Origin of the sequence: Martinezella tropici (assembly GCF_008370325.1) — a bacterium.
GTDB classification, from domain to species: domain Bacteria; phylum Pseudomonadota; class Alphaproteobacteria; order Rhizobiales; family Rhizobiaceae; genus Rhizobium; species Rhizobium tropici_B.
In genome coordinates, this window is sequence record NZ_VNIP01000009.1 from 316,146 (window position 1) to 338,024 (window position 21,879).

Annotated in this window: 23 protein-coding genes and 1 pseudogene; 17 read left to right on the forward strand and 7 right to left on the reverse strand. The window is 60.7% G+C overall.

Going from position 1 to position 21,879, the window contains the following annotated elements:
* Window positions 1-16: 16 nt before the first annotated feature.
* A complete protein-coding gene (hutC, locus tag FP026_RS18375; protein WP_149636150.1) occupies window positions 17-736 on the forward strand; it encodes a histidine utilization repressor in 720 nt (239 codons plus the stop codon).
* A 22-nt stretch (window positions 737-758) separates the two neighbouring features.
* Here hutC and FP026_RS30270 read toward each other — a convergent pair whose 3' ends face one another.
* Entirely contained in the window at window positions 759-911 is a 153-nt protein-coding gene (locus tag FP026_RS30270; protein WP_167376678.1) for a hypothetical protein, read from the reverse strand.
* Between the two features lie 323 nt (window positions 912-1,234).
* Here FP026_RS30270 and FP026_RS18380 point away from each other — a divergent pair, with 323 nt between their 5' ends.
* The 3 genes from FP026_RS18380 (at window position 1,235) to FP026_RS18390 (ending at window position 2,581) form a co-directional block, all read left to right on the forward strand.
* On the forward strand, window positions 1,235-1,849 hold the full coding sequence (locus FP026_RS18380; RefSeq protein WP_149636058.1) for a DUF5666 domain-containing protein: 615 nt from the start codon (window positions 1,235-1,237) through the stop codon (window positions 1,847-1,849).
* Window positions 1,850-1,938: 89 nt separating this feature from the next.
* Window positions 1,939-2,172: an AbrB/MazE/SpoVT family DNA-binding domain-containing protein gene (locus FP026_RS18385; protein ID WP_149636059.1), complete on the forward strand. Its 234-nt coding sequence runs from the start codon at window positions 1,939-1,941 to the stop codon at window positions 2,170-2,172.
* Window position 2,173: 1 nt separating this feature from the next.
* Window positions 2,174-2,581, forward strand: a complete 408-nt coding sequence (locus FP026_RS18390; RefSeq protein WP_149636060.1) for a type II toxin-antitoxin system VapC family toxin — start codon at window positions 2,174-2,176, stop codon at window positions 2,579-2,581.
* A 15-nt stretch (window positions 2,582-2,596) separates the two neighbouring features.
* Here the strand turns inward: FP026_RS18390 and FP026_RS18395 are convergent.
* Together FP026_RS18395 and FP026_RS18400 are read right to left on the reverse strand one after the other, a co-directional pair.
* Window positions 2,597-2,803, reverse strand: a pseudogene (locus FP026_RS18395) (efflux RND transporter permease subunit); the annotation flags it as partial.
* Window positions 2,804-2,828: 25 nt separating this feature from the next.
* The gene (locus FP026_RS18400; RefSeq protein ID WP_149636061.1) at window positions 2,829-3,299 is read right to left on the reverse strand and encodes an Lrp/AsnC family transcriptional regulator; all 471 of its coding nucleotides are present in this window, start codon (window positions 3,297-3,299) and stop codon (window positions 2,829-2,831) included.
* Window positions 3,300-3,449: 150 nt separating this feature from the next.
* On the opposite strand from FP026_RS18400, the gene FP026_RS18405 reads away from it, so the two are divergent.
* From FP026_RS18405 to FP026_RS18425, 5 genes are all read left to right on the forward strand, one after another.
* Complete coding sequence (locus FP026_RS18405) at window positions 3,450-4,199, forward strand: tryptophan 2,3-dioxygenase family protein (RefSeq protein WP_149636062.1); 750 nt, start codon at window positions 3,450-3,452, stop codon at window positions 4,197-4,199.
* Between the two features lie 401 nt (window positions 4,200-4,600).
* Window positions 4,601-5,959 carry an Nramp family divalent metal transporter gene (locus FP026_RS18410; protein WP_149636063.1) on the forward strand — a complete coding sequence of 453 codons (1,359 nt, stop codon included), beginning with the start codon at window positions 4,601-4,603 and terminating at the stop codon, window positions 5,957-5,959.
* A gap of 147 nt (window positions 5,960-6,106) precedes the next feature.
* Window positions 6,107-7,921 (forward strand): M23 family metallopeptidase, encoded by a 1,815-nt coding sequence (locus FP026_RS18415; protein ID WP_246665380.1) that lies wholly within the window; start codon window positions 6,107-6,109, stop codon window positions 7,919-7,921.
* 164 nt (window positions 7,922-8,085) lie between these two features.
* A complete protein-coding gene (locus tag FP026_RS18420) occupies window positions 8,086-8,718 on the forward strand; it encodes a TetR/AcrR family transcriptional regulator (RefSeq protein WP_149636065.1) in 633 nt (210 codons plus the stop codon).
* A gap of 126 nt (window positions 8,719-8,844) precedes the next feature.
* Window positions 8,845-9,222, forward strand: coding sequence for a DUF427 domain-containing protein (locus tag FP026_RS18425; protein ID WP_149636066.1), 378 nt, complete (start codon window positions 8,845-8,847; stop codon window positions 9,220-9,222).
* Here the strand turns inward: FP026_RS18425 and FP026_RS18430 are convergent.
* From FP026_RS18430 to FP026_RS18445, 4 genes are all read right to left on the reverse strand, one after another.
* Window positions 9,219-10,289, reverse strand: a complete 1,071-nt coding sequence (locus FP026_RS18430) for an ABC transporter ATP-binding protein (protein ID WP_149636067.1) — start codon at window positions 10,287-10,289, stop codon at window positions 9,219-9,221. The genes FP026_RS18425 and FP026_RS18430 overlap by 4 nt on opposite strands.
* A gap of 122 nt (window positions 10,290-10,411) precedes the next feature.
* Window positions 10,412-11,260: a carbohydrate ABC transporter permease gene (locus FP026_RS18435; protein ID WP_149636068.1), complete on the reverse strand. Its 849-nt coding sequence runs from the start codon at window positions 11,258-11,260 to the stop codon at window positions 10,412-10,414.
* On the reverse strand, window positions 11,253-12,191 hold the full coding sequence (locus tag FP026_RS18440) for a carbohydrate ABC transporter permease (protein ID WP_149636069.1): 939 nt from the start codon (window positions 12,189-12,191) through the stop codon (window positions 11,253-11,255). Before FP026_RS18440 ends, FP026_RS18435 begins: the two co-directional genes overlap by 8 nt.
* 72 nt (window positions 12,192-12,263) lie before the next feature.
* On the reverse strand, window positions 12,264-13,565 hold the full coding sequence (locus FP026_RS18445; RefSeq protein ID WP_149636070.1) for an ABC transporter substrate-binding protein: 1,302 nt from the start codon (window positions 13,563-13,565) through the stop codon (window positions 12,264-12,266).
* A 220-nt stretch (window positions 13,566-13,785) separates the two neighbouring features.
* Between FP026_RS18445 and FP026_RS18450 the strand changes: the two genes are divergently transcribed.
* The 8 genes from FP026_RS18450 to FP026_RS18485 all read left to right on the forward strand — a co-directional run bounded on the left by FP026_RS18450 (window position 13,786) and on the right by FP026_RS18485 (window position 21,823).
* Window positions 13,786-14,991, forward strand: coding sequence for an ROK family transcriptional regulator (locus FP026_RS18450; RefSeq protein WP_149636071.1), 1,206 nt, complete (start codon window positions 13,786-13,788; stop codon window positions 14,989-14,991).
* A gap of 41 nt (window positions 14,992-15,032) precedes the next feature.
* A complete protein-coding gene (locus tag FP026_RS18455; protein ID WP_149636072.1) occupies window positions 15,033-16,133 on the forward strand; it encodes a Gfo/Idh/MocA family protein in 1,101 nt (366 codons plus the stop codon).
* Between the two features lie 24 nt (window positions 16,134-16,157).
* Window positions 16,158-16,799 (forward strand): ThuA domain-containing protein, encoded by a 642-nt coding sequence (locus tag FP026_RS18460; protein ID WP_015341580.1) that lies wholly within the window; start codon window positions 16,158-16,160, stop codon window positions 16,797-16,799.
* A gap of 766 nt (window positions 16,800-17,565) precedes the next feature.
* A complete protein-coding gene (locus tag FP026_RS18465) occupies window positions 17,566-18,648 on the forward strand; it encodes an ABC transporter ATP-binding protein (RefSeq protein WP_149636073.1) in 1,083 nt (360 codons plus the stop codon).
* A 9-nt stretch (window positions 18,649-18,657) separates the two neighbouring features.
* The gene (locus tag FP026_RS18470; RefSeq protein ID WP_149636074.1) at window positions 18,658-19,728 is read left to right on the forward strand and encodes an ABC transporter ATP-binding protein; all 1,071 of its coding nucleotides are present in this window, start codon (window positions 18,658-18,660) and stop codon (window positions 19,726-19,728) included.
* Window positions 19,729-19,730: 2 nt separating this feature from the next.
* Window positions 19,731-20,603 carry a carbohydrate ABC transporter permease gene (locus tag FP026_RS18475; RefSeq protein ID WP_149636075.1) on the forward strand — a complete coding sequence of 291 codons (873 nt, stop codon included), beginning with the start codon at window positions 19,731-19,733 and terminating at the stop codon, window positions 20,601-20,603.
* A gap of 47 nt (window positions 20,604-20,650) precedes the next feature.
* On the forward strand, window positions 20,651-21,523 hold the full coding sequence (locus FP026_RS18480) for a carbohydrate ABC transporter permease (RefSeq protein ID WP_246665384.1): 873 nt from the start codon (window positions 20,651-20,653) through the stop codon (window positions 21,521-21,523).
* A gap of 12 nt (window positions 21,524-21,535) precedes the next feature.
* Complete coding sequence (locus tag FP026_RS18485; protein WP_112341527.1) at window positions 21,536-21,823, forward strand: DUF2160 domain-containing protein; 288 nt, start codon at window positions 21,536-21,538, stop codon at window positions 21,821-21,823.
* The last annotated feature ends 56 nt before the right edge of the window (window positions 21,824-21,879 follow it).

The window sequence follows — 21,879 nt, forward strand, 5'->3', positions numbered from 1 at the left end:
GGAACAGATGGGCGGTATGACCACGAGCAAAGATGCAACCCTGCATCAGCGCATCCTCACCGATATCGAGGGCCAGATCGTCTCCGGCGCCTGGCCGCCGGGGCACCGCATTCCATTCGAGATGGAATTGGCGGATCAATATGATTGCTCGCGCATGACGGTGAACAAGGCGCTGACCCAGCTTGCGCGCGCCGGCCTGATCGAACGGCGAAAGCGCTCGGGCAGTTTCGTCACGCATCCGCAAGCGCAATCCGCCGTGCTTGAGATCCACGACATCAAGTCGGAGGTCCTGTCCCTCAACCTGCCTTATTCACACAGGCTGATAAAGCTTGCGGAGCGGCGCGGACGGCCTGAAGATGCGCACCGGCTGCAATTCGTCGGCTCGGTCTCGGTGGTGGAGATCACCTGCATCCATTATGCCGGCCCGCGCCCCTTCTGCCTGGAAGATCGCGTCATCAATCTTTCTGCCGTGCCGGAGGCGGCCACGGCCGATTTCGAGACCTTGCCGCCCGGCCCCTGGCTGCTCAACCAGGTGCCGTGGAGCACCGCCGAACACCAGATCCGCGCTGTATCGGTCGAGGGCGATACTGCCGCCAACCTCGACGTTCAGAAAGGCACGGCCTGCCTCGTGGTCGAACGACGCACTTGGAGCGCGGCCGGCCCGATCACGCATGTCCGCCTGACCTATCCTGGGGATCGCCACAGCCTAGTCGCCCGTTTTACACCGGCAAGCTGACCGTTTTTTCCCGGCATTGCTCTTACGGGCGCTGCGGGGACTCGGTCGGCGGCGGAATGAGGCTTTCGGATTGACGGACAGGCTGGGCGGGATCGACCAGCAGGATACTGAGCGCAATCAGAACCAATGCCAGAATCAGGAGGATTCCGATCAAAAGCGGACGAATCGCGGTCATTTCGTTCTCCAATCTCCCCAGCCCAGCGCAAAAGCGCGATAGGGAATTCGAGATAACCAGCGCAGTCTAACGGTAAAAGTTAAGCATTGTTTGATGTTCTGGGAAATAATAGGCCTTTTCCAAGAATTTCTGGCCGTACCGGACGACACGATCATCTCACGCTTGTTTGAGTAGCGAGTGATGAAAGCGGCGCCTAGGATCGGGATGCAGATGGCGCAAACGCATTGCGCGGCCTGCTGCCGATCAATTTCAACCCTCCATATCCTCCATGTCAAAGACGACCGATAGATCGCTCGGCCCGTATATCAAGGGAGTTAATGCCTATGCATCGCAAACGTCTGATCACGGCTGCGCTGACGCTTTCCGTCGCCATGCTTGCCGCGCTGCAAAACGCTGATGCCGCCGAGCTCGTGAAAGTGCGCGGCACCGTGGAAAGCCTCGACGGCGATACGCTTAAGGTCAAGTCCCGAGATGGCAGCGACGTGACTGTCGCGCTGAAATCCGACCGGAACGTCGGCGGCGTCGTCCAGGCCGCCGTCAGCGACATCAAGCCGGGCGATTTCGTCGGCATAGCCTCGCAGCCAACCGACAGCGGCATCAATGGCGCTCTGGAAGTAGTCATCTTTCCGGCCTCGATGAAGGGAACCGGCGAAGGCGATCGCCCCTGGGATTCGGCGCCGAACAGCTCGATGACCAACGCCACGGTCGCCAATGCCGTGACCTCCGTCGACGGTCCGACATTGACGCTCACCTACAAGGGCGGCGAACGCAAGATCAGCATCCCCAAGGGCACGCCCATCGTCACGCTGACATCGGCGACGAAAGCCGATCTGAAGCCCGGTGCCGGCGTCTTCATCACAGGCGAGCGCAACGCCGATTCCACAGTCTCTGCCGACCGCATCGCCGTCGGCCTCAATGGCACCGTGCCGCCGATGTGATAACCGCGAGAGCTGCGAGCAGCCTCGCGGCCTTGAACTCGACCTCCAAAAGTAATACCTCTTATTGAAATGTTATTACCGAGGAACGGATGAGCACGACGGTAACAGCAAAAGGACAGGTTACGATTCCCAAGGCTGTTCGCGACATGCTTGGGATCCGCCCCGGAAGCCAGGTCGATTTTCGCCGGATGCCTGATGGCAGTATCGTCGTCGTCCCGTTGGACGCGCAGGAGCAGGTTAGCCGATTCAGCAAATTCCGTGGTCATGCCGGAAGAGGAATGACCACGGACGAGATCATGGCGTTGACGCGCGGCGACGACTGACGTGATTTTCGTCGATTCCAACATATTGCTGGATATCCTTACGAATGATCCGGTGTGGTACGACTGGTCGCTCGCGCAACTCGATGCCGCAAGCCTTCTCGGCCCCTTGTGCATCAACGATATCGTCTATGCCGAAGTTTCTGTCCGTTACGACAGGGTCGAGGATCTCGACGACATGCTTGCCGAGACCGGTCTTCGCATCGAGCCGATTCCGCGGGCAGCACTTTTCCTCGCCGCCAAGGTTTTCGCTCAATATAGAAAATCGGGCGGAACGCGCGGCGGCGTCCTACCCGATTTCTTCATTGGCGCTCATGCAGCCGTCAGCGGTCTGTCTCTTTTGACACGCGATACGAAGCGCTTCCGGACCTATTTCAAATCGGTCACGCTCATCAGCCCGTCGGAAACTTGAAGTGACACGGAAACCCTATTCCGCCGCCTGTGCATGCGGACGATGATCGATCGCTTCGTCCTCAACCGGCTTCGGCTGCTTCCAGGCGATCAGCCGGTAGAACATCGGGATGAAGAAGGTGGCGATGAAGGTTGCCGCCAGCATGCCGACGATAACGCCGGTGCCGATGGCATGGCGGCTCGCCGAACCTGCACCGCTGCTGATCGCCAGCCGCACGACGCCGCTCCATGCACGATGAAACCGCTCATTAGGCGCTCGCATGCCGCATGGCCTCGGCCAGCGAAATGTCCGACTTGATTTCCCGCGTCGACATCGAGGTCACCGTATGCCTGACGCCGGGCAGCCTGTTCAGTTCCTGCCGCAACAGCCAGTCTAGAGCAGCCATGTCGGTGGCCAGGATATGGAGGAGATAGTCCGCCTCCCCCGTCGTCGCATGGCAGCGCCAGATCAGCGGATGCCGGCGCACGGCCGCTTCGAAAGCATCGAAGCGCTCGACATCGATGGAGACCTGCACGAAAGCCTCCAGGCCGAAGCCGAGGCGGGCGGGATCGAGAAGTGTCCTGTATCCCCTGATCACGCCAGCTTCCTCCAGCGCCTTTACGCGCTTCCAGCATGGCGTCTTGCTGAGGCCGGCGAGATCGGCAAGGACCGCAAACGAGATGCGGGCATCGGCTTCGAGGGCGGCGATGATCTTGTGATCCAGGGCGTCCAATTCCATCGTTCTCTCCATAGCAGAAAAATTTATCGATCGTACTCTATTTCTGCGATTTTGGATGACAAATAGAAACAATGTTCGAGCCGAAATTTCGTATTCTGCAGAAAGAGCAAACATGCTTGACGGCCGAGAACCGGAACAAAGGGAACGAGGATGCAGAAGAAAGACTATTACGCGCGCATCGAAGCGCCCGAAATGCGCGACTACGGCGTTTACCTGCAATGCGACAAGCTTCTTGCCTGCCAGAAGCCGCTTGGCGGCATGGTCAATGGCGACGAATTGCAGTTCCAGATCGTGCATCAGGTCGAAGAGCTCTGGATGAAGCTCATGGCCTACTCACTGGTCGATGTCATCGCCTTCATGGAGGAGCGCAACACCCATCGCGTCGTCACGCTGATGGGCCGCGTGCACCGGATCATGCGCATGATGACCGCGCAGCTCGATCTCCTGGAAACCATGTCGCCGAAGGAATATCAGCAAATCCGCCTACAGCTCGGCAATGGCAGCGGCCAGGAATCGCCCGGCTTCAAATTCCTGCTGCGTATGCCGCCGGACATCTGGCATGCCTTCAAGGCGAACTATCTCGATGCCGCCGGCCTGACGGTCGCAGACATTTATGACGGGAAATATGATCACGGCGACAGCTACGTGGTCGCCGAGGCGCTGGTGGAATATGATGAGCTGTTCCAGAAATTCCGCGCCAACCATATCTACCTGATCCAGCGCTCCATCGGGCTCGGCTCGAAATCGCTGAAAGGCCGCCCGGTCGAACTGCTGCAGGCCGGCACCCGCCATCGCTTCTTTCCCGACCTCTGGGACATCCGCGCCGAGATGACCGATCGCTGGGGCAGCGAATATGGCATCGTCCGCGATTCCATTTCCAACCACGACGCTGCCGAATAGGCGCTGACTGGAAACTGCCCTCCGCTGCCGCCGATTTCAGCGGGGGCCTTTTGCGGGCCTGGGCTGCTGGATAGCCTCCACCCACCTGGCAAACGCCGCCAAGGGCGTCGCGATCGCGGTCCCTTCCGGGCATGCGGCCTGCAATCGATGGGCGCACAGGTCGACGGGGACATCTTCTTCCTGGTCGTAACGGTCAAATCCGCAATACTCCTCTCTCATCAAGCAAATCACCCGATCGCTTCCGGCGCCGGGAAACCGATGGCGCCTTCCCGAAAGGCGGCATGAAGCCGCGATTTCAGCTCATGAGATGCAAAAACCATGAAATATAGCCTATTGCATAAATTTGTTATGTGGCATATTTATTTAGTAACTTCAAAATCCGATCCTCCCCGGAGCCCCGCATGACGCAAATTCAGGAAGCCGCCGCGCAAGAACGCGCATGGAAGTTCGCGAGCCATGACGAGGACGACCGCCCCAGCCTTCCGGAAGTCAATTCGACCGTTAAGGTTCCCCATGCCGGCAGCTGGATCCGGCGCCTGATCGCTTTCCTCGGCCCAGGCTATATGATCTCCGTCGGATACATGGATCCGGGCAACTGGGCGACGGATCTCGCCGGCGGAGCGCAGTTCGGCTATACGCTGCTTACCGTCATCATGCTGTCGAATCTGATGGCGATCCTGCTGCAGGCGCTGTCGGCAAGGCTCGGCATTGCCACCGGCCGCGACCTCGCCCAGGCCTGTCGCGATCATTATCCCCGACCCGTCAATCTGGCGCTCTGGTTCGCCTGCGAACTCGCGATCATCGCCTGCGACCTCGCGGAAGTCATCGGCACGGCAATCGCGCTGCAGCTGCTTTTCGGAATTCCGCTGATCGGCGGCGCGCTGATCACCGCGCTCGACGCCTTCCTGCTGCTGCTCCTGATGAACAAGGGCTTCCGCTACCTCGAGGCCTTCGTTATCGCGCTGCTGATCGTCATCGCCACCTGTTTTGCCATCCAGATTGCCGCCGCCTCTCCGCCGGTCGCCGCGATCCTACACGGCTTCATCCCTTCGCCAGCGATCGTCACCAATCACGAAATGCTCTACATCGCCATGGGCATCATCGGCGCGACGGTCATGCCGCATAACCTCTACCTGCACTCCTCGATCGTGCAGACACGGGCCTACAAGCGCACGGAAGAAGGACGTCGCGACGCCATCAAATGGGCAACCATCGACAGCACCGTCGCACTGATGCTGGCGCTGTTCGTCAACGCCGCGATCCTGATCGTCGCTGCCGCCGCCTTCCACACCACCGGCCACTCCGATGTCGCCGAGATCGGCCAGGCGTATGAATTGCTGTCGCCGCTGCTCGGCCTCGGCATCGCCTCGACGCTGTTTGCGGTGGCGCTGCTCGCCTCCGGCCTCAATTCGACGGTTACCGCGACGCTTGCCGGCCAGATCGTCATGGAAGGCTTTCTCCGGCTGCGGATTCCGCATTGGGCAAGGCGGCTTTTGACCCGCGGCCTCGCAATTATTCCGGTTGTGTTCGTAACCGCCATCTATGGTGAAAAAGGCACGGCGAATCTGCTGGTGCTGAGCCAGGTTGTCCTGTCCATGCAGCTGCCTTTCGCGGTCATCCCGCTGGTTCAGTTCGTGACGAATCGCGAGAAAATGGGCAGTTTCACCGTATCCCGAAACATTGCCATCCTTTCCTGGGCGGTTGCGGCCATCATCCTGCTGCTGAACTTCAAGCTGCTCTACGACACCATCTTCGGTTGACGAATCATTTTGAACGCGCGAATCTGGATCTGTGGATGATCACGACAATTAACCGACTCGTAATATTTGCCTAGATTTCGCCACGATTTGCCCTAGTTTGGGCCCACCGCTATCTGCAGGGTTCCTCACTTCATGGCCGAAAGTCCATTGCGCGTTCAATTTCCTGCAGAGGCTGCCATGCAGGCGCGGCCGCATCATGATTTTCACATTCCGTTTTTGCCGCGTTCTGCCCATCTGCGCCACCTGATCGCGATCGGCCTGGCGGGCACCGCATCCTTCGGCCTTCTGGCAACTGTGCTCTATCCGCTGCTGGCGCGTCATACGATCGAACAAGCCGTGCCTGTGCGCACGGCCGAGCTGGCGCGGCCACAACCTGCAATGCACAAGAGCAGCCGGTTGGCGGCAAAGCAGCGTTTCGACGGCGCCCGCTTCGCTCAGGTCGCGGAAAAGCTCTCCAGCGGGGAAACCCGCATCTTCACCTATCACCGCACGACACTGGTCTTCAAATCCGACGAGGCCGGAAGTGCGCGCAACAGCGCCGAGGCCATCAATGTCGCCTATGGCGGCGAGCGTGCCGACAATTTGGTGTTCTCACCACCGTCGCTTTCGGATATCCGCAACGGCATCTATCCGCAAACCACGCATTATGATGCCGTCAGACGCTCCCGCTTCCCCATTCGCGGCGTACCGCTGAACGTCAGCGTATCGAGGGCGACGACCAGCGAGCAGGGCCGTGAATTCCACCGGCTGGTCTCCATGCCCAAGGACAAGCAGGAACTGCAGGACATCCTGGCTTCCGCGGGCCTCGGCAGCGACGCCGGCGACGAGTTGCAGCGCGCCCTGGAGACCGATACGGTTTCGCCCGGCGACAGCCTGGAACTGCTGCTCGAGAAGACGGGACCGAACGCCCGCCCGAAACTGATCATGGCCCGTCTCAGCGGCGACAAGACGCCGGAGCGGGTCGTTGCCCGCGACGATGCCAACGGCTTTGTGCCGATGGCCAACGACAGGCTGTTTTCGACGCTCTATAGCGAAAGCCAGGCCGAAGCGCCGTCCTCTTCGGAAGTAGCCGCGGTCGATTTCAGAAACGTCGACGGCAATGACGAGGCTGCGGTCAGCGCCAAGCTGGAGAGATCCGGCCTGAGCAAGGAATATGCCTTGCAACTCATCAAGCTCGCCAAGGCCAAAGGCGTTTCGCTGACCAGCCTCGAGGATGCTCCCGACAGCGTCGACCTTCTCTTCCGAAAGTCCGATGACGGCCGCAACGAGCTGATGTTCATCGAATTCCACGCCGATGGCGACACGCATCGCTTCTACCTGCATAAGGACGGAAGCGAAGGCTCCTCGGAATTCTACGATGAAAGCGGCCATTCGATCGCCAAGTCGCTGGTGCACCGCCCCGTGCCGAACGGAACGCTCGGCGATGGTTTTGCCTGGCGCATCCATCCCATTCTCGGCGTGAAGAAATTCCACAACGGCGTCGATTTCCGCGCGCCGATGGGTAGCCCCATTCAGGCGGCCGGCGACGGCGTCGTCGAGAAGATTTCCTGGGAAACCGGCTACGGCAAATATGTCCGCATTCGTCATGACGGCGGCTACGAGACCACCTATGCCCATATCTCCGCAACGCCGCAGTCTCTGCGTGTCGGCCAGCGCGTCACGCAGGGGCAGATCATCGCCTATGTCGGATCGACGGGCTACTCCACCGGCCCGCATCTCTATTACGAATTGCGCGTCAACGGCCGTTATGAAAACCCGCTGACGGCGCAATTGCCGGCCGGCACGAATCTCACCGGCAAGTCGCTCGACAGCCTGCGCTCGCAGGTCAGCCACGTCGAGAACATCATGAGCTACCTCGACGTTCCGCCGGCCCGCGACAATTCGCCTACGCCCTTCGCCAGCTTCGATCAGGGGCCGAATTTAGGACCAAGCTTCGGGCCGAACCATTTCGGCGCGCCGTAAGCCGAAACCTGCGTGGTCATTTGCAATCCGCGCGGGCTGGTCATGGCGCCTCCGCGCCGAATGCGATAACAATTCTCCGATACATCGCCAATGGAGACGATATCGCCGCGCCGTGTGAATAGGCACGCCGAAATCGTCCCACGGCAATCCGCAAGGAGCAGACTTTGGCGCGCAAGCCGTTGCCGGAACCGAAGGATACGCTGCCAGGCGAAAGCAGGCGCCTGCGCGCCGATGCGCAGCGCAACCGCGACACGCTGATCGAAGTCGCGGCGCAGGCCTTCGCCAGCCACGGCACCGCCGCCTCGCTGGAGGATATAGCACGGCGGGCGAATGTCGGGATCGGAACGCTCTATCGCCATTTCCCCAGCCGGGAGCATCTCGTGGAAGTGGTCTATCGTCACGAAGTCGAGGCGCTATGTGCTGCGGCCGAGACGCTCTCCGGCGAACTTGCCCCCGATCAGGCCCTCGAGGAATGGATGCATCGCTTCGTCGGATATCTCGCCACCAAGCGCGGCATGGCCGACAGCCTGCGCATTCTCGTCAGCAGCAACTCCAAGCTCTTCGCCGACAGCTACGGCAAGGTGCCCATCGCACTTGCCGGCCTGATCGAAAGAGCGGTCACCGCCGGCTCGATCCGCGCCGATGTCGACAGCACGGACGTGCTGCATGCCCTCTCGGGGGCCTATTCCATGCCCAATTCGCCGGAATGGCACGATCGCGCTCGGCGTCTTGTGCGCCTGTTGATGGATGGATTGCGCTGGGGTGCTCCGAAAATGCAGAGGCCACAAGGGGCCTGATAATCGGAAGGATGCTTCCTATATCTTTGAACTGAGATCGTCAGGCGAGTTTGGTTCTGCCGCAGCTAATGTGGTTGCGACAGAACCAAACCCACCTGAGATTCACCAAAGCTGAGGAGAGCAAGAATGTCCGAAAGGCCAGTTAAAATTCCCGGTCCGGATCATCCCATCACGATCGAGGAAAAGCATGCCCATGTCACCGTCTCCGTCGCCGGCAAGGTGATTGCCGATACGCATCATGCGCTATCGCTCAAGGAAGCATCCTATCCGGCCGTGCTCTACATTCCCCGCAAGGATGTCGACATATCCCTGCTGCAAAAGACCAATCACGAGACCTACTGCCCCTACAAGGGCGAATGCTCCTACTACAGCATCCCCGCCGGTGGCGAGCGTTCCGTGAACGCCATCTGGAGCTATGAAAATCCATATGCATCCGTCGGCCGGATCAAGGACCACATGGCCTTCTATCCGGATCGTGTCGATTCCATCAACGTGAAGGCTTAAAGGGCAAGGCCGCTCGACGCATCGAAGACGTAGACCTGCTCCGGGCTCACCGAGACATTCAACGATTGGCCATAGCGTACCGGCGCTTCGCCATCGACCACAGCCGTCACCTGCTCGCCGGCAAGGTCGAACAGCACATGCGTCTGCGCGCCTGTCGGCTCGACCAGCAATGTCTGGCCGGTGAGCGGTGAGCCGCCGCTGGCAAGGCTCAGATGCTCGGGCCTGAGGCCGATCGTCACGCTCTGGCCCGCCTTCACCTTGCGTTCCCCAGCAATGCGCACCGGCGTGCTGTCCTTCAGCCGCACGGCAGGAACGCCCTCGACGCCTTCGACCACGCCGTCAAGGAAATTCATTGCCGGCGAGCCGATGAAGCCAGCAACGAAGAGATTGGCCGGCTTGCGGTAAAGCTCGATCGGCGTGCCCTGCTGTTCGATCCGGCCCTGGTTCAGCACCACAATACGGTCGGCAAGCGTCATCGCCTCGATCTGATCGTGCGTCACATAGATCGAGGTGGTCTGCACCTTCTGATGCAGCGCCTTGATTTCGGAGCGCATCTGCACGCGCAGCTTCGCATCGAGGTTGGAAAGCGGCTCGTCGAACAGGAAGACGGCGGGATTGCGCACGATGGCGCGGCCCATGGCGACACGCTGGCGCTGGCCGCCGGAGAGCTGCGCCGGCTTGCGGTCGAGCAGCTTGGTGAGATCGAGCATGCGCGCGGCCTCGTTGACCCGCTGTTCGATGACCGGCTTGGTTTCGCCCGAGAGCTTCAGGTTGAAACCCATGTTCTCGGCGACTGTCATATGCGGATAGAGCGCGTAGGACTGGAAGACCATGGCGATGTTGCGCTCGCGCGGCGTCATGGCGTTGACCACCTGCCCGCCGATCGACACGTCGCCATCGGTGATTTCTTCTAACCCCGCGATCATCCGCAGCAGCGTGGACTTGCCGCAGCCCGAGGGGCCGACGAGCGCGATGAATTCGCCGTCCTCGATCGAAAGCGAGATATCGTGGATGACGGTCAGCGCCCCATAGGCCTTGTGGATGTTGTGCAGTTCGACGGATGCCATGTTGTTTGCTCCGATGAGAGCAATTCCAGGAAAAGTGCGAAGCGGTTTTCCGTCCGGAATTGCGTCAAAACAAAAAGATAGAGCGGTTCAGAGTTTCCATGAAAAGCTGAACCGCTCTAGGCTCAGGATTTCACGGCACCGGCGGTAAGGCCGGCGATGATATGCTTCTGCGCCAGGAAGAAGACGATGACGGTAGGCAGGATGGTGAGCGTGATGAAGGCGAGCACCAGCTCCCATTCGGTGCCGAATTCGCCGCTATAGACCATCATGCCGAGCGGCCAGGGATAGATCGAGTCCGAATTCAGCATGATCAACGGCAGGATGTAGCTGTTCCAGCTGCCAACGAAGGAGATGATGCTGACGGTCGCGATGATCGGCCGCGAAAGCGGCAGCGATATATGCCAGAAGAAGCGGATATAGCCGCAGCCATCGACAAAGGCGGCCTGGAACAATTCTTCCGGAAGGTTTCGAAAATAATTCCGGAAGAGCAGGATGCTCATGCCGAGGCCGAAAGCCACCTGCGGCAGCACCACACCCCAATAGGTATTGAGCAGGCCGAGATCGCGGATGCGGATGAAGAGCGGCAAGATGGCGGTGGCGGCCGGAAACATCAGGCCGATGAGGAAATAGTTGAGCAAGAAGTTCGAGCCGAAGAACTTCACATGCGCGAAGGCGAAGGCCGCCATGGCCGAGACCGACAGCGTCAGGAACACCGTCAGCACGGCGATGATCAGGGAATTCATCATCTGCCGCCAGTAGCGGTCGCCGAACAGGATACCGGTATAATTCTCGAAATGCCACTCGGCCGGCAGGCCGAAGGGATTGGTGCGGAGATCGCCGAGCGTCTTGAAGCCGCCGAGCGCGGTCGTCAGCAGCGGGATCAGCACGATGGCGGCGATGACGGTCAGCGCCACGTAGAGATAGATCTTCGTGCCGGTGGTCAGTCGAACGGATGAAGCCAGATCAGTCATTGCGCATAAATATCCGTTTGTAGCCGAAGGCGAGGGTAACGCAGATCACGAACAGCACGACGCCGACGGCGCTGCCGAGGCCGACCTGCATGCGGGTAACGCCGAAATTGTAGAGGAAGGTCACCATCGTCTGGGTCGAATTGAACGGGCCGCCGCCGGTGAGCGGCATGATCATGTCAAAGAGCTGCAGCGATCCGACAACGGCGAAGAAGACGGAAAGACGCAGCGTCGAGCCCAGCAGCGGCAGCGTCACATAGCGGAATTTCTGCCAGCCCGTGGCGCCATCGATCTCGGCTGCCTCCAGCACACTCTTGTCTAGGGATTGCATGCCGGCGATGAACAGCATCATGTGGAAGCCGAAATATTTCCACACGATCACGCCGAGCACGGCATACATCGCGAGATCCTTGTCGGCGAGAACATAGGGCGTCGGGGTGCCGAGGAAATGCGCGATTGCGGCAAACAGGCCGTAATCGCCGTCATAGACGAAGCGCCAGATCAGGCCGGCGGCCACTTCGGCCAGCACATAGGGCAGGAAGAAGATCAGCCGGAAGAGCACGACGCCGCGAATGCGGTGCGCCAGCATCGTCGCGAGCCAAATGGCAAGCGGCACCTGAATGGCGATCGACACCAGGATGATGAGCGCATTGTTCTTCAGCGACGTCAGGAAGGCGCCGTTCTTGAAGAGAACCTGGAAATTGCGCAAGCCCACGAACTCGGTCGGCGGGCCGTAGCCGTTCCAGCGATAAAGGCTATACCAGGCAGCTTCCCCCATCGGCAGGATGACGAAGATGGTAAAGAGCAGCAGCGCCGGCGGCAGGAACAGCAGAATGACGGGCAGGCGGCCGCGCGCGGCCGGCGATTTTCGTTTCGCAACGGGCCTTACTCTTGCGACGGAAGGCATGGCGGTCGTGGCGCTGACATCGGTCATGGGCGGTCTCGACGATTGCAATTCAAGGAAAAACCGGCGCCGGCACAAGGGAGTGGCCGGCGCCGGATGCCGCTAGAGCTGGTCCTGTTCGAAGGCGTCCTGGACCTGCTGCGCGCCATCCTTTGGCGAAATCTGGCCGGAGACGATACCGACGGCCACATCGTTGACGACGCGGCCGACCGAAGGGCCGAGATCCTGGTCAAAGAAATTCTGGTGCCAGGTCGAATGCGCCAGCTGGTCGGCGGCGTCATGCATCAGCGGACCCTTGACGCCGTCTTCCGCGCCGACGGCGACCGGAATGATCATCCCGGCCTGCGCCATGGCGCGCTCGTTTTCAGCATTGGTCAGATAGGCGAGGAAATCGAGCGCCTCGGGCGGGGCCTTCTTGGTGACGGCCCAGCCGTTCAGCCCGCCGAGCGTATCTGTGGCAAGGCCAGTACCGCCGGTCACGGCCGGAAAAGCGAAGCGGCCGATATTGTCAGCCGCCAGTCCCTTGCCGTCACCGGAATTGGTGCGCTGGTTGGCAACCGTATTTTCGAAGCCGAGGATCATCGCAGCCTTGCCGTCACCGAAGACGCCGAGCGCCTGCGGCCAGGTGGTGCCGAGATAGCCGGGCTGGAAGGGTTCGAGCTTGCCGAGCTCGGCTAGCTGTTCGCCGGCCTTGATGATGGCGGGATCGTTGAAGCCGTTGCCCTTGCCGTTCTTCGCGTCGTTGAAGACCTGCTGACCGCCGTCGCGCATCACCAGATAGCTCCAGTAGAAGTGAATTGGCCACTTTTCGCCGCCGCCGCCGGCGATCGGCGCAATACCGGCCGCCTTGATCTTCTTGACCGCGGCCAGATAATCGTCCCAGGTCTTGATGACGCTCGCATCGACGCCGGCCTTGGCGAACAGCGCCTTGTTATAGAAGAAGGAAACAGTGCCGAGCTTGTAGGGTACGGCGCTGATCTTGTTGTCGAAGGTCAGGCCTTTCACCGCCGCCTGATTGTAGCTCTTCAGCCAGGCACTATCCTTGGCGTTCATCGCCGCGGTCAGGTCGAGCAGCGTGCCGGTCTGCTGCTGCTGCTTCAAGACACCGCCGCCCCAGCTGAAGAAGAAATCGGGAGCGTCCTTCGATTGCAAGAGCGTCGGCAGCTTCGCCTTGAACGCCTCGTTGGCCAGGAACTGCATCTCGATTTTCGTGCCGGGGTGCTTGGCCTCGTACTGATCCGCGATCTTGCGCCAGACGGCAACATAGTTCGGATCGGTTTCCAGATGCAGCCATTTGACGACGGTATCGGCGGCAGCGCCCGTCGCGCCGGCCAGGATCGCCAAGCCGGTCGTCGCAGCAACGGCTGCGATGCGAAGGGCCTTGGCCCCACGTAGATGGATCATGATTTTCTCCTCCCAAGGGAACCAAGAGCCTCAATATTTTTTCCCTTATGCGGAATAATTCAACGGAGCTTTGCCGAAATGTCAACCACTATCGCTAAATTTTCGGCAGATTGCCCGCGAAATGGCTTGACATTGGGCAAAGGCCATAGGTTATTTAATTCGCATTCCGTTAAAAATACCAGGCCGCAGCCGAGCGGGTCCATCATTCGGCGCCATTCTCATGAAAACAGCAGATCCCGAGCTTATGCGGGCGATAAACCGCTTCAATGTGCTGGATACGATCCGGCGGGCGGGCTCCATCGCGCGCATCGAAATCAGCGACCGCACCCAGCTTTCGACCACCACCGTGTCGGCGATCACGGCATCGCTGCTGGATGACGGGTTGATCCTGGCGCGCACGGAAGGCGACCTGCGCGAGGCGGCCGCACGAGGCCGGCCCCGCGTCATGCTGGAACTCAATCCGGATGCCGCGCGCGTCGTCGGCGCGAAAATCGCCGCTAACCGCATGGTCTTCGTCGTCACGGACTTTCGCGGCGAGGTTCTCTCTACGCTGACGCTGGCGCTGCGCGTCGACCGACAGCCGATCGGCGTCATTGCCGATCTGATCGAGGATGGCGTGCGCCGCTGCGTCGTCGATGCCAACCTGGCCCTCGACGAGATCGATTCCGTCTGCCTCGGCCTGCCTGGTGTCATCGAGCACCGCACCGGCCATGTCCGCACCAGTCCGATCTTCCGCGAGGCGGGCGTCGATTTCGCCAAGGAAATGTCCGAGCGGCTGGGCGTGACCACCATCGTTGAAAGCGATGCACATGCCATCACACTGGCGCACCACTGGTTCGGCAAGGCGAGAGATTTGGACGACATGGTGCTCGTGTCGCTGGAACAGACGCTGGGGCTCGGTGTTCTGCATGGCGGCCAGCTGTTTCGCGGCGCCGGCGGCCTTAGCCATAATCTCGGCGACCTCGTGCTTGGCATTGGCCCGCAAGGCACTGTCAGATTGGCGAGCCTTGCCGGCGAAAGCGCCATTCTTGGCGATCAGCCAGGCGGCGGCCGCTTCGCCGAAGCCATCCGCCTCGGCCGGGGAATGGCGCATGCCAAGACTCTGATCGATGCCGAAGACATCTCGCTGATCAGCGCGGCAATCCGTGCCGGCGAAGCCTGCGGCACGGCGCTCGCCAACATCGTCACCCTGTTTGCCCCGCCGCGCGTCATTCTTGTCGGATCGAGCCTGGCGCTCGGCCAGCCCTTCCTCGACAGCCTGCGGGAGGCCTATTCGTTGGCGATCCCGCCATCGATCAAGGGCGTGACCGAACTTGTTTTCGACCAGTCGACCGACGAGACCTGGGCGCAGGGCGCCGCGGTCGTCGCGCTGCGCGAACTCTACGAATCGCCCTGGGGAACGACGGGACCGGCACCGGCCCTCTGATTTCGCAGGGACAGCAAAGACAATTCATCTGGAGGAAATCTATGAACAAGGTCGGCATCGGCATAATCGGCTGCGGAAACATCTCCGGCGCCTATCTCACCGCCATGAAATCCTTTCCCATCCTCGATATCAAAGGCGTGGCCGACCTCAATCGCGAGCTCGCGGAGGCGAAGGCCGCCGAATTCGGCCTGAAGGCGGTCGATATCGCCACCCTGCTCGCTGACCCCTCGATCGAGATCATCGTCAACCTGACCATCCCGAAGGCGCATGTCGCCGTCGGCCTGCAGGCGCTGGACGCCGGCAAACATACCTATTCGGAAAAGCCGCTCGGCATCAATTTCGCCGAAGGCAAGACGCTTGCGGATGCCGCGGCCGCCAAGGGCCTGCGCATCGGCGCAGCCCCCGACACCTTCCTCGGCGGCGGCCACCAGACGGCGCGTGCTATCATCGACGAGGGCGCGATCGGCATCCCGGTCGGCGGCACCGCCACCTTCATGTGTCCGGGACATGAGCGCTGGCATCCGAATCCGGTTTTCTATTATGAAGTCGGCGGCGGCCCGATGCTCGACATGGGTCCCTATTACATCACCGATCTCGTCAACCTGCTCGGCCCGGTTTCGCAGGTTGCCGGCTTTGCCGTTACCCCGCGCAAGGAGCGCATCATCACCAGCGAGCCGCGCAACGGCGAATACATCCTCGTCCATGTGCCCACGCATGTCGCTGGCGTCATGGCCTTTGCCAATGGCGCCGTCGTCCAGATCGGCATGAGCTTCGATGTTGCCGGCCACAAGCACGTGCCGCTCGAAGTCTACGGCACCGAAGGCACGCTGATCGTGCCCGATCCCAACCGTTTCGGCGGCCCTGTGGAGTTCCTGAAGAAGGGCGGCGAATTCGCCGAGCGCGAAATCACCGCTCCCTATGCCGACGGCAATTACCGCTCGCTGGGCGTCGCCGACATGGCGCACGCTATCCGCTCGAACCGGCCGCACCGCGCCAATGGCAGCCTCGCACTGCACGTGCTCGAAGTCATGGAAGCCTTTCAGGCGGCCTCCGACAGCGGGCGCACGGTCACCATCACGACGCAAACGGAGCGTCCGGCCCCGCTGTCCGAATCTCTGGTGGATGGGCAGATCGGCCGCTAACCAAGTAATTTCAGGAGGATTATCATGCGTGAAGCACTTATCGTCTGGGGCGGCTGGAGCGGCCACGAACCGCAGGAATGCGCCCACATCATCCGCGACATGCTGGAAGAGGACGGCTTCAAGGTCTACCTCGAAAACAGCACCGAAGCCTTCGCCGATCCCTCGATCCACGATCTCAGTCTGATCGTGCCGATCGTCACCATGTCGAAGATCGAGAAGGAAGAGGTGAAGAACCTTGCCGCCGCGATCGAAAGCGGCGTCGGCATCGCCGGCTATCATGGCGGCGCAGGCGACTCGTTCCGCGAAAGCGTCGAGTACCAGTTCATCATCGGCGGCCAATGGGTCGCCCATCCCGGCAACATCATCGACTATACGGTCAACATCACACGGCCGGACGACCCGATCATGGAGGGGATCACCGATTTCCCCTACACGTCGGAGCAATACTACATGCATGTCGACCCATCGAACGAGGTGCTGGCGACCACGACCTTTACCGGTGACCATGCCTACTGGATCGACGGCGTCGTCATGCCCGTCGCCTGGAAGCGCAAATACGGCAAGGGCCGCGTCTTCTATTCTTCGCTCGGCCACCAGGCCAAGGAATTCGATGTGCCGCAGATGAAAACCATCTTCCGCCGCGGCGCCAACTGGGCGGCACGCTGAGCGCTGCCCCTTTCGAAAAAGCCGCTCCTCACATCCTTTGAGGGGCGGCTCTGCGCAAGCATCCTTATGAGGCTCGGCCAGCCGCAGCCTCATTGCTTCGAGCAAATCGCAGTCGGAGCAGACCGGACAAGCGCCGCGATAATCATTCGCGAAAACACCGTACGACATTCGTTCTTTCGAGCCCCCTTTTCAGCCCATTCCCAGACATTCCAAACTATCAGCCTCGCCCCCAGCGGCTAACTCTGAGCCAGAACACGCGCGCCGCAGACGCGGAGGAGCAGTCATGCGCCTCGACCGGCCGAACGGCAGGGCCGCGACGGAAGGCTCGCCTGGCTTCATTTCCAATGCCGATCAATCGGTTACCGGTTTTGTTATTTATCCCTAAAATAGGCCTCTGACGAGATTCATGAAGCGAAGCTGAAACGCGACCAGTTTTCGTTTGACATTCCTTTATCTTCATTTATCGTCATTCTTGTTTCGGTTTTCGCGTGAGGGATGCAAATCGAAACAAGGGGAGGAATAATTGTCCGAAAATCAGATCAATACGGAAAACGGCATGGTTTGCGGCATCGGCCGCGCCGCCACTGACATCGTGCGGCGCAACTCTCGCCGACGCGATGTTTCCGCAGGCAGATCGGCACAATCCACCTCCCGACAACCATAATCTCAGCAAAAGACACCGCCCGGCGACGGCATTTCCGGACGGATTAGTCTCTTCGCGATCCTCGCGGCAGCATCGATATGCGACGCATGGAAGGAATTTATCGTGCTTGAACTTAGAGGCGTATCGAAGTCGGTCGGCGGCGAGACGCATATCGCAGAAACGAACCTGACGCTGCAGCGCGGCACGCTGAATGTGCTGTTGGGACCGACGCTTTCGGGCAAGACGTCGCTGATGCGGCTAATGGCCGGGCTCGACAAGCCAAACGCAGGAACGATCCATGTCGATGGCGTCGACGTCACCGGTCAGCCGGTGCAGCGCCGCAACGTCGCGATGGTCTACCAGCAATTCATCAATTATCCCGCCATGACCGTCTACGACAACATCGCCTCGCCGATGCGACTGAGCGGCAAAAGCGCCGCGACCATCGACAAGGAAGTGAAGAAGGCAGCCGATCTTCTGCGCCTTGGCCCTTTTCTCGATCGCCTCCCCTTGAGCCTTTCCGGCGGTCAGCAGCAGCGCACGGCGCTTGCCCGCGCCATCGTCAAGAACGCGGGGCTGGTGCTGCTCGACGAGCCGCTCGCCAATCTCGACTACAAGCTGCGTGAGGAGCTGCGCGCCGAATTGCCGAAAATCTTCGCCGAATCCGGCGCCATCTTCGTCTATGCCACGACAGAGCCATCCGAGGCCCTGCTCCTCGGCGGCAATACCGCAACCTTGGCGGAAGGCCGCATCACCCAGTTCGGACCGACGATCGAGGTCTTCCGCAACCCGAAGGACCTGATCACCGCCACCACTTTCGCCGATCCACCGCTGAACACGATCATGCTCGACAAGCGCGACAGCGAATTCGTGCGCGACGGCAATATCCGCCTGCCCGTGCCGAAGGATCTTCAGGACCGGCCGGATGGCCGTTACACGATCGCTTTCCAGCCGCATCATTTGGCGCTGGCGCCGCAAACGCCGGAAGCTGTCGCCGCGTCGGCAACAGTGAGCGTCTCCGAGATCACCGGTTCGGAAAGCTTCATCCATATCGATGTTTCCGGCCAGCGCTGGGTGATGCTGACCCAGGGCGTGCAGGATATCGATGTCGATGATATGATCGATGTCTATATCGATCCGCGCCACATCATGGTCTTCGATATCGAAGGCGCCGCCGTCACTCCCGCCCTGCAACAAGCCGCCTGAGGAGGGACAATGGCCCGCATCGATCTTGACCACATCAGGCACGCTTACAACGACCACCCGAAATCCGACGCCGACTATGCGCTGAAGGAAGTGAACCATAGCTGGGAAGACGGCAGCGCCTATGCCCTGCTCGGTCCCTCAGGCTGCGGCAAGACCACGCTGCTTAACATCGTCTCCGGCCTGGTGCAGGCTTCCGAGGGCCGTATCCTCTTCAACGGCAAGGACGTAACCCGGCTGTCGACCCAGGAGCGCAACATCGCGCAGGTCTTCCAGTTCCCGGTCGTCTACGACACGATGACCGTCTACGACAATCTCGCCTTCCCGCTGCGCAACCGGCATGTTCCGGAAGCCGACGTCAAGCGCAAGGTCGATGAGATCATCGAGATGATCGGTCTTTCCGACAGTGCCCACCGCAAGGCTCGCGGGCTGACAGCCGATGCCAAGCAGAAGATCTCGCTCGGCCGCGGCCTCGTGCGCTCCGATGTCAACGCCATCCTGTTCGATGAACCGCTGACGGTCATCGACCCGCATATGAAGTGGGTGCTGCGCTCGCAGCTGAAGCAGCTCCACCGCCGCTTCGGCTTCACCATGGTCTACGTGACCCACGACCAGACGGAGGCGCTGACCTTCGCCGATAAGGTGGTGGTCATGTACAATGGCGAAGTGGTGCAGATCGGCACGCCGAACGATTTGTTCGAGCGCCCGCGCCATACTTTCGTTGGCTATTTCATCGGCTCGCCCGGCATGAACGTCATGCCCGTCGAAATCGAAGGCAGCAGCGCGCGCATAGGCAACCGCACGATCGCGCTGCCCGGCGCGCCGCTGGAAAGACGCGCGGGCCGTTCCGAGCTCGGCATCCGCCCCGAATTCGTCCGCATCGGCCGCGAGGGCATGCCCGCCACCGTCACCCAGGTTGAGGATCTCGGCCGCCGCAAGGTGGTCCGCGCCAAGCTCGACGGCCAGGATATCGTCGCCGTGATCGGCGAGGACCAGACGGTGCCGGCCGAGCCGCACATCGCCTTCGATCCGGCCGGCATCAATATCTACGCCGACTCCTGGCGCATCGAGATGGGAGCCTGACGATGGAGAAGACCTGGAACAACAAAGCTTGGTTCATGCTCATTCCGGTTCTGCTGCTCGTCGGCTTTTCCGCCGTCATTCCGCTGATGACGGTGGTGAACTATTCGGTACAGGACACGTTCGGCAACAACGTCTTCTTCTGGGCGGGCACGCAGTGGTTTGAAGAGATCCTCCATTCCGGCCGCTTCTGGGATTCGATGATCCGCAACCTGATCTTCTCCTTCGTCATCCTGGCGATCGAAGTGCCGCTCGGCATTTTCATCGCCCTCAACATGCCGAAGAAGGGCATCGGCGTTCCCGTCTGCCTGGTTCTGATGGCCTTGCCGCTGCTGATCCCCTGGAACGTCGTCGGTACGATCTGGCAGGTCTTCGGCCGCAGCGATATCGGGCTGATGGGCTATGTGCTGGTCAATCTCGGCATCGACTACAACTATGTCTCCGATCCCGCCGATGCCTGGGCGACGATCATCGTCATGGACGTCTGGCACTGGACGAGCCTCGTCGTGCTGCTCTGCTATGCCGGCCTCGCCTCCATCCCCGATGCCTTCTACCAGGCCGCTAAGATCGACGGCGCCTCCCGCTGGTCCGTCTTCCGCTATATCCAGCTGCCGAAGATGAACCGCGTCCTGCTGATCGCCGTGCTGCTGCGCTTCATGGATAGTTTCATGATCTATACCGAACCCTTCGTCGTGACTGGCGGCGGCCCCGGCAATTCGACGACCTTCCTGTCGATCGATCTCGTGAAGGTGGCGCTCGGCCAGTTCGACCTCGGCCCGGCAGCAGCCATGTCGCTGATCTACTTCCTGATCGTGCTCCTGCTGTCCTGGGTCTTCTACACCGTCATGACCAATTACGATGCGGGAGAAAGCCGATGAGCGGCAAACCCTTCTCCACCACGGCCGATGACGCCGCGATGCACAAGATGGCAGCGTCCAATGCCGCCGCAAATGCCGTTACGGCGACGGGCGCGCGGGTCAGCCGCCGCCATGGCGAAAAAGGTCGCTGGTCCTGGCTGGTGCCGACGATCTATATCGTCTTCCTGCTGCTGCCGATCTATTGGCTCGTCAATATGAGCTTCAAGACCAACGAGGAGATCGTCAGCGGCCTGACGCTCTATCCGCACCAGCCGACGCTGCGCAACTACACGATCATCTTCACCGATCCGTCCTGGTACAAGGGCTACATCAACTCCATCACCTATGTCGTCATGAACATGGTGATCTCGGTCGCCTGCGCCCTGCCTGCCGCCTACGCCTTCTCGCGCTACCGCTTCCTCGGCGACAAGCATGTGTTCTTCTGGTTGCTGACGAACCGTATGGCGCCACCGGCGGTCTTTGCTCTGCCCTTCTTCCAGCTCTATTCGGCCTTCGGCCTAATCGACACCCATATCGCCGTGGCGCTGGCGCACTGCCTGTTCAACGTGCCGCTGGCGGTCTGGATCCTCGAAGGCTTCATGTCGGGCGTGCCGAAGGAGATCGACGAGACGGCCTATATCGACGGCTATTCATTCCCACGCTTCTTCATCAAGATCTTCATTCCGCTGATCGCAAGCGGCATCGGCGTCGCCGCCTTCTTCTGCTTCATGTTCTCCTGGGTGGAACTGCTGATCGCCCGCACCTTGACCACGACCGACGCCAAGCCGATCGCCGCCATCATGACGCGCACGGTTTCGGCCGCCGGCATGGACTGGGGCCTGCTTGCCGCCGCCGGCGTGCTGACCTTGGTTCCCGGCGCACTCGTCATCTATTTCGTCCGCAACTACATCGCCAAGGGCTTCGCGCTCGGCCGCGTCTAAAGGAAAACCGCCATGAATACAGACTTTTCCTGGATGGCCTGGACGCTGCCGACGGTACTGTTCTTTGCGACGATCCTGCTTTTGCTGATCGGCATGGCGGTTTGGGAGTATTTTTCGCCGGGCGGCAATCCGCGCCTCGGCATCCTGCGCTTCGAAACGACACGCGGCGACCGGCTGTTCATCTCGCTGCTGGGCGCCGCCTTCATCCATCTCGCTTGGCTGGGCCTGGGAGGCCCCAGCCTGTGGTGGGCTCTTGCTCTTTCCGTGGTCTACGCCGTCGGCGTCTTCCGTCTGGTCTGAAGCAAACCGATACGGCGGCCGGCGGTCCGGCCGTTCCGAAATGCATTCGCAACCTG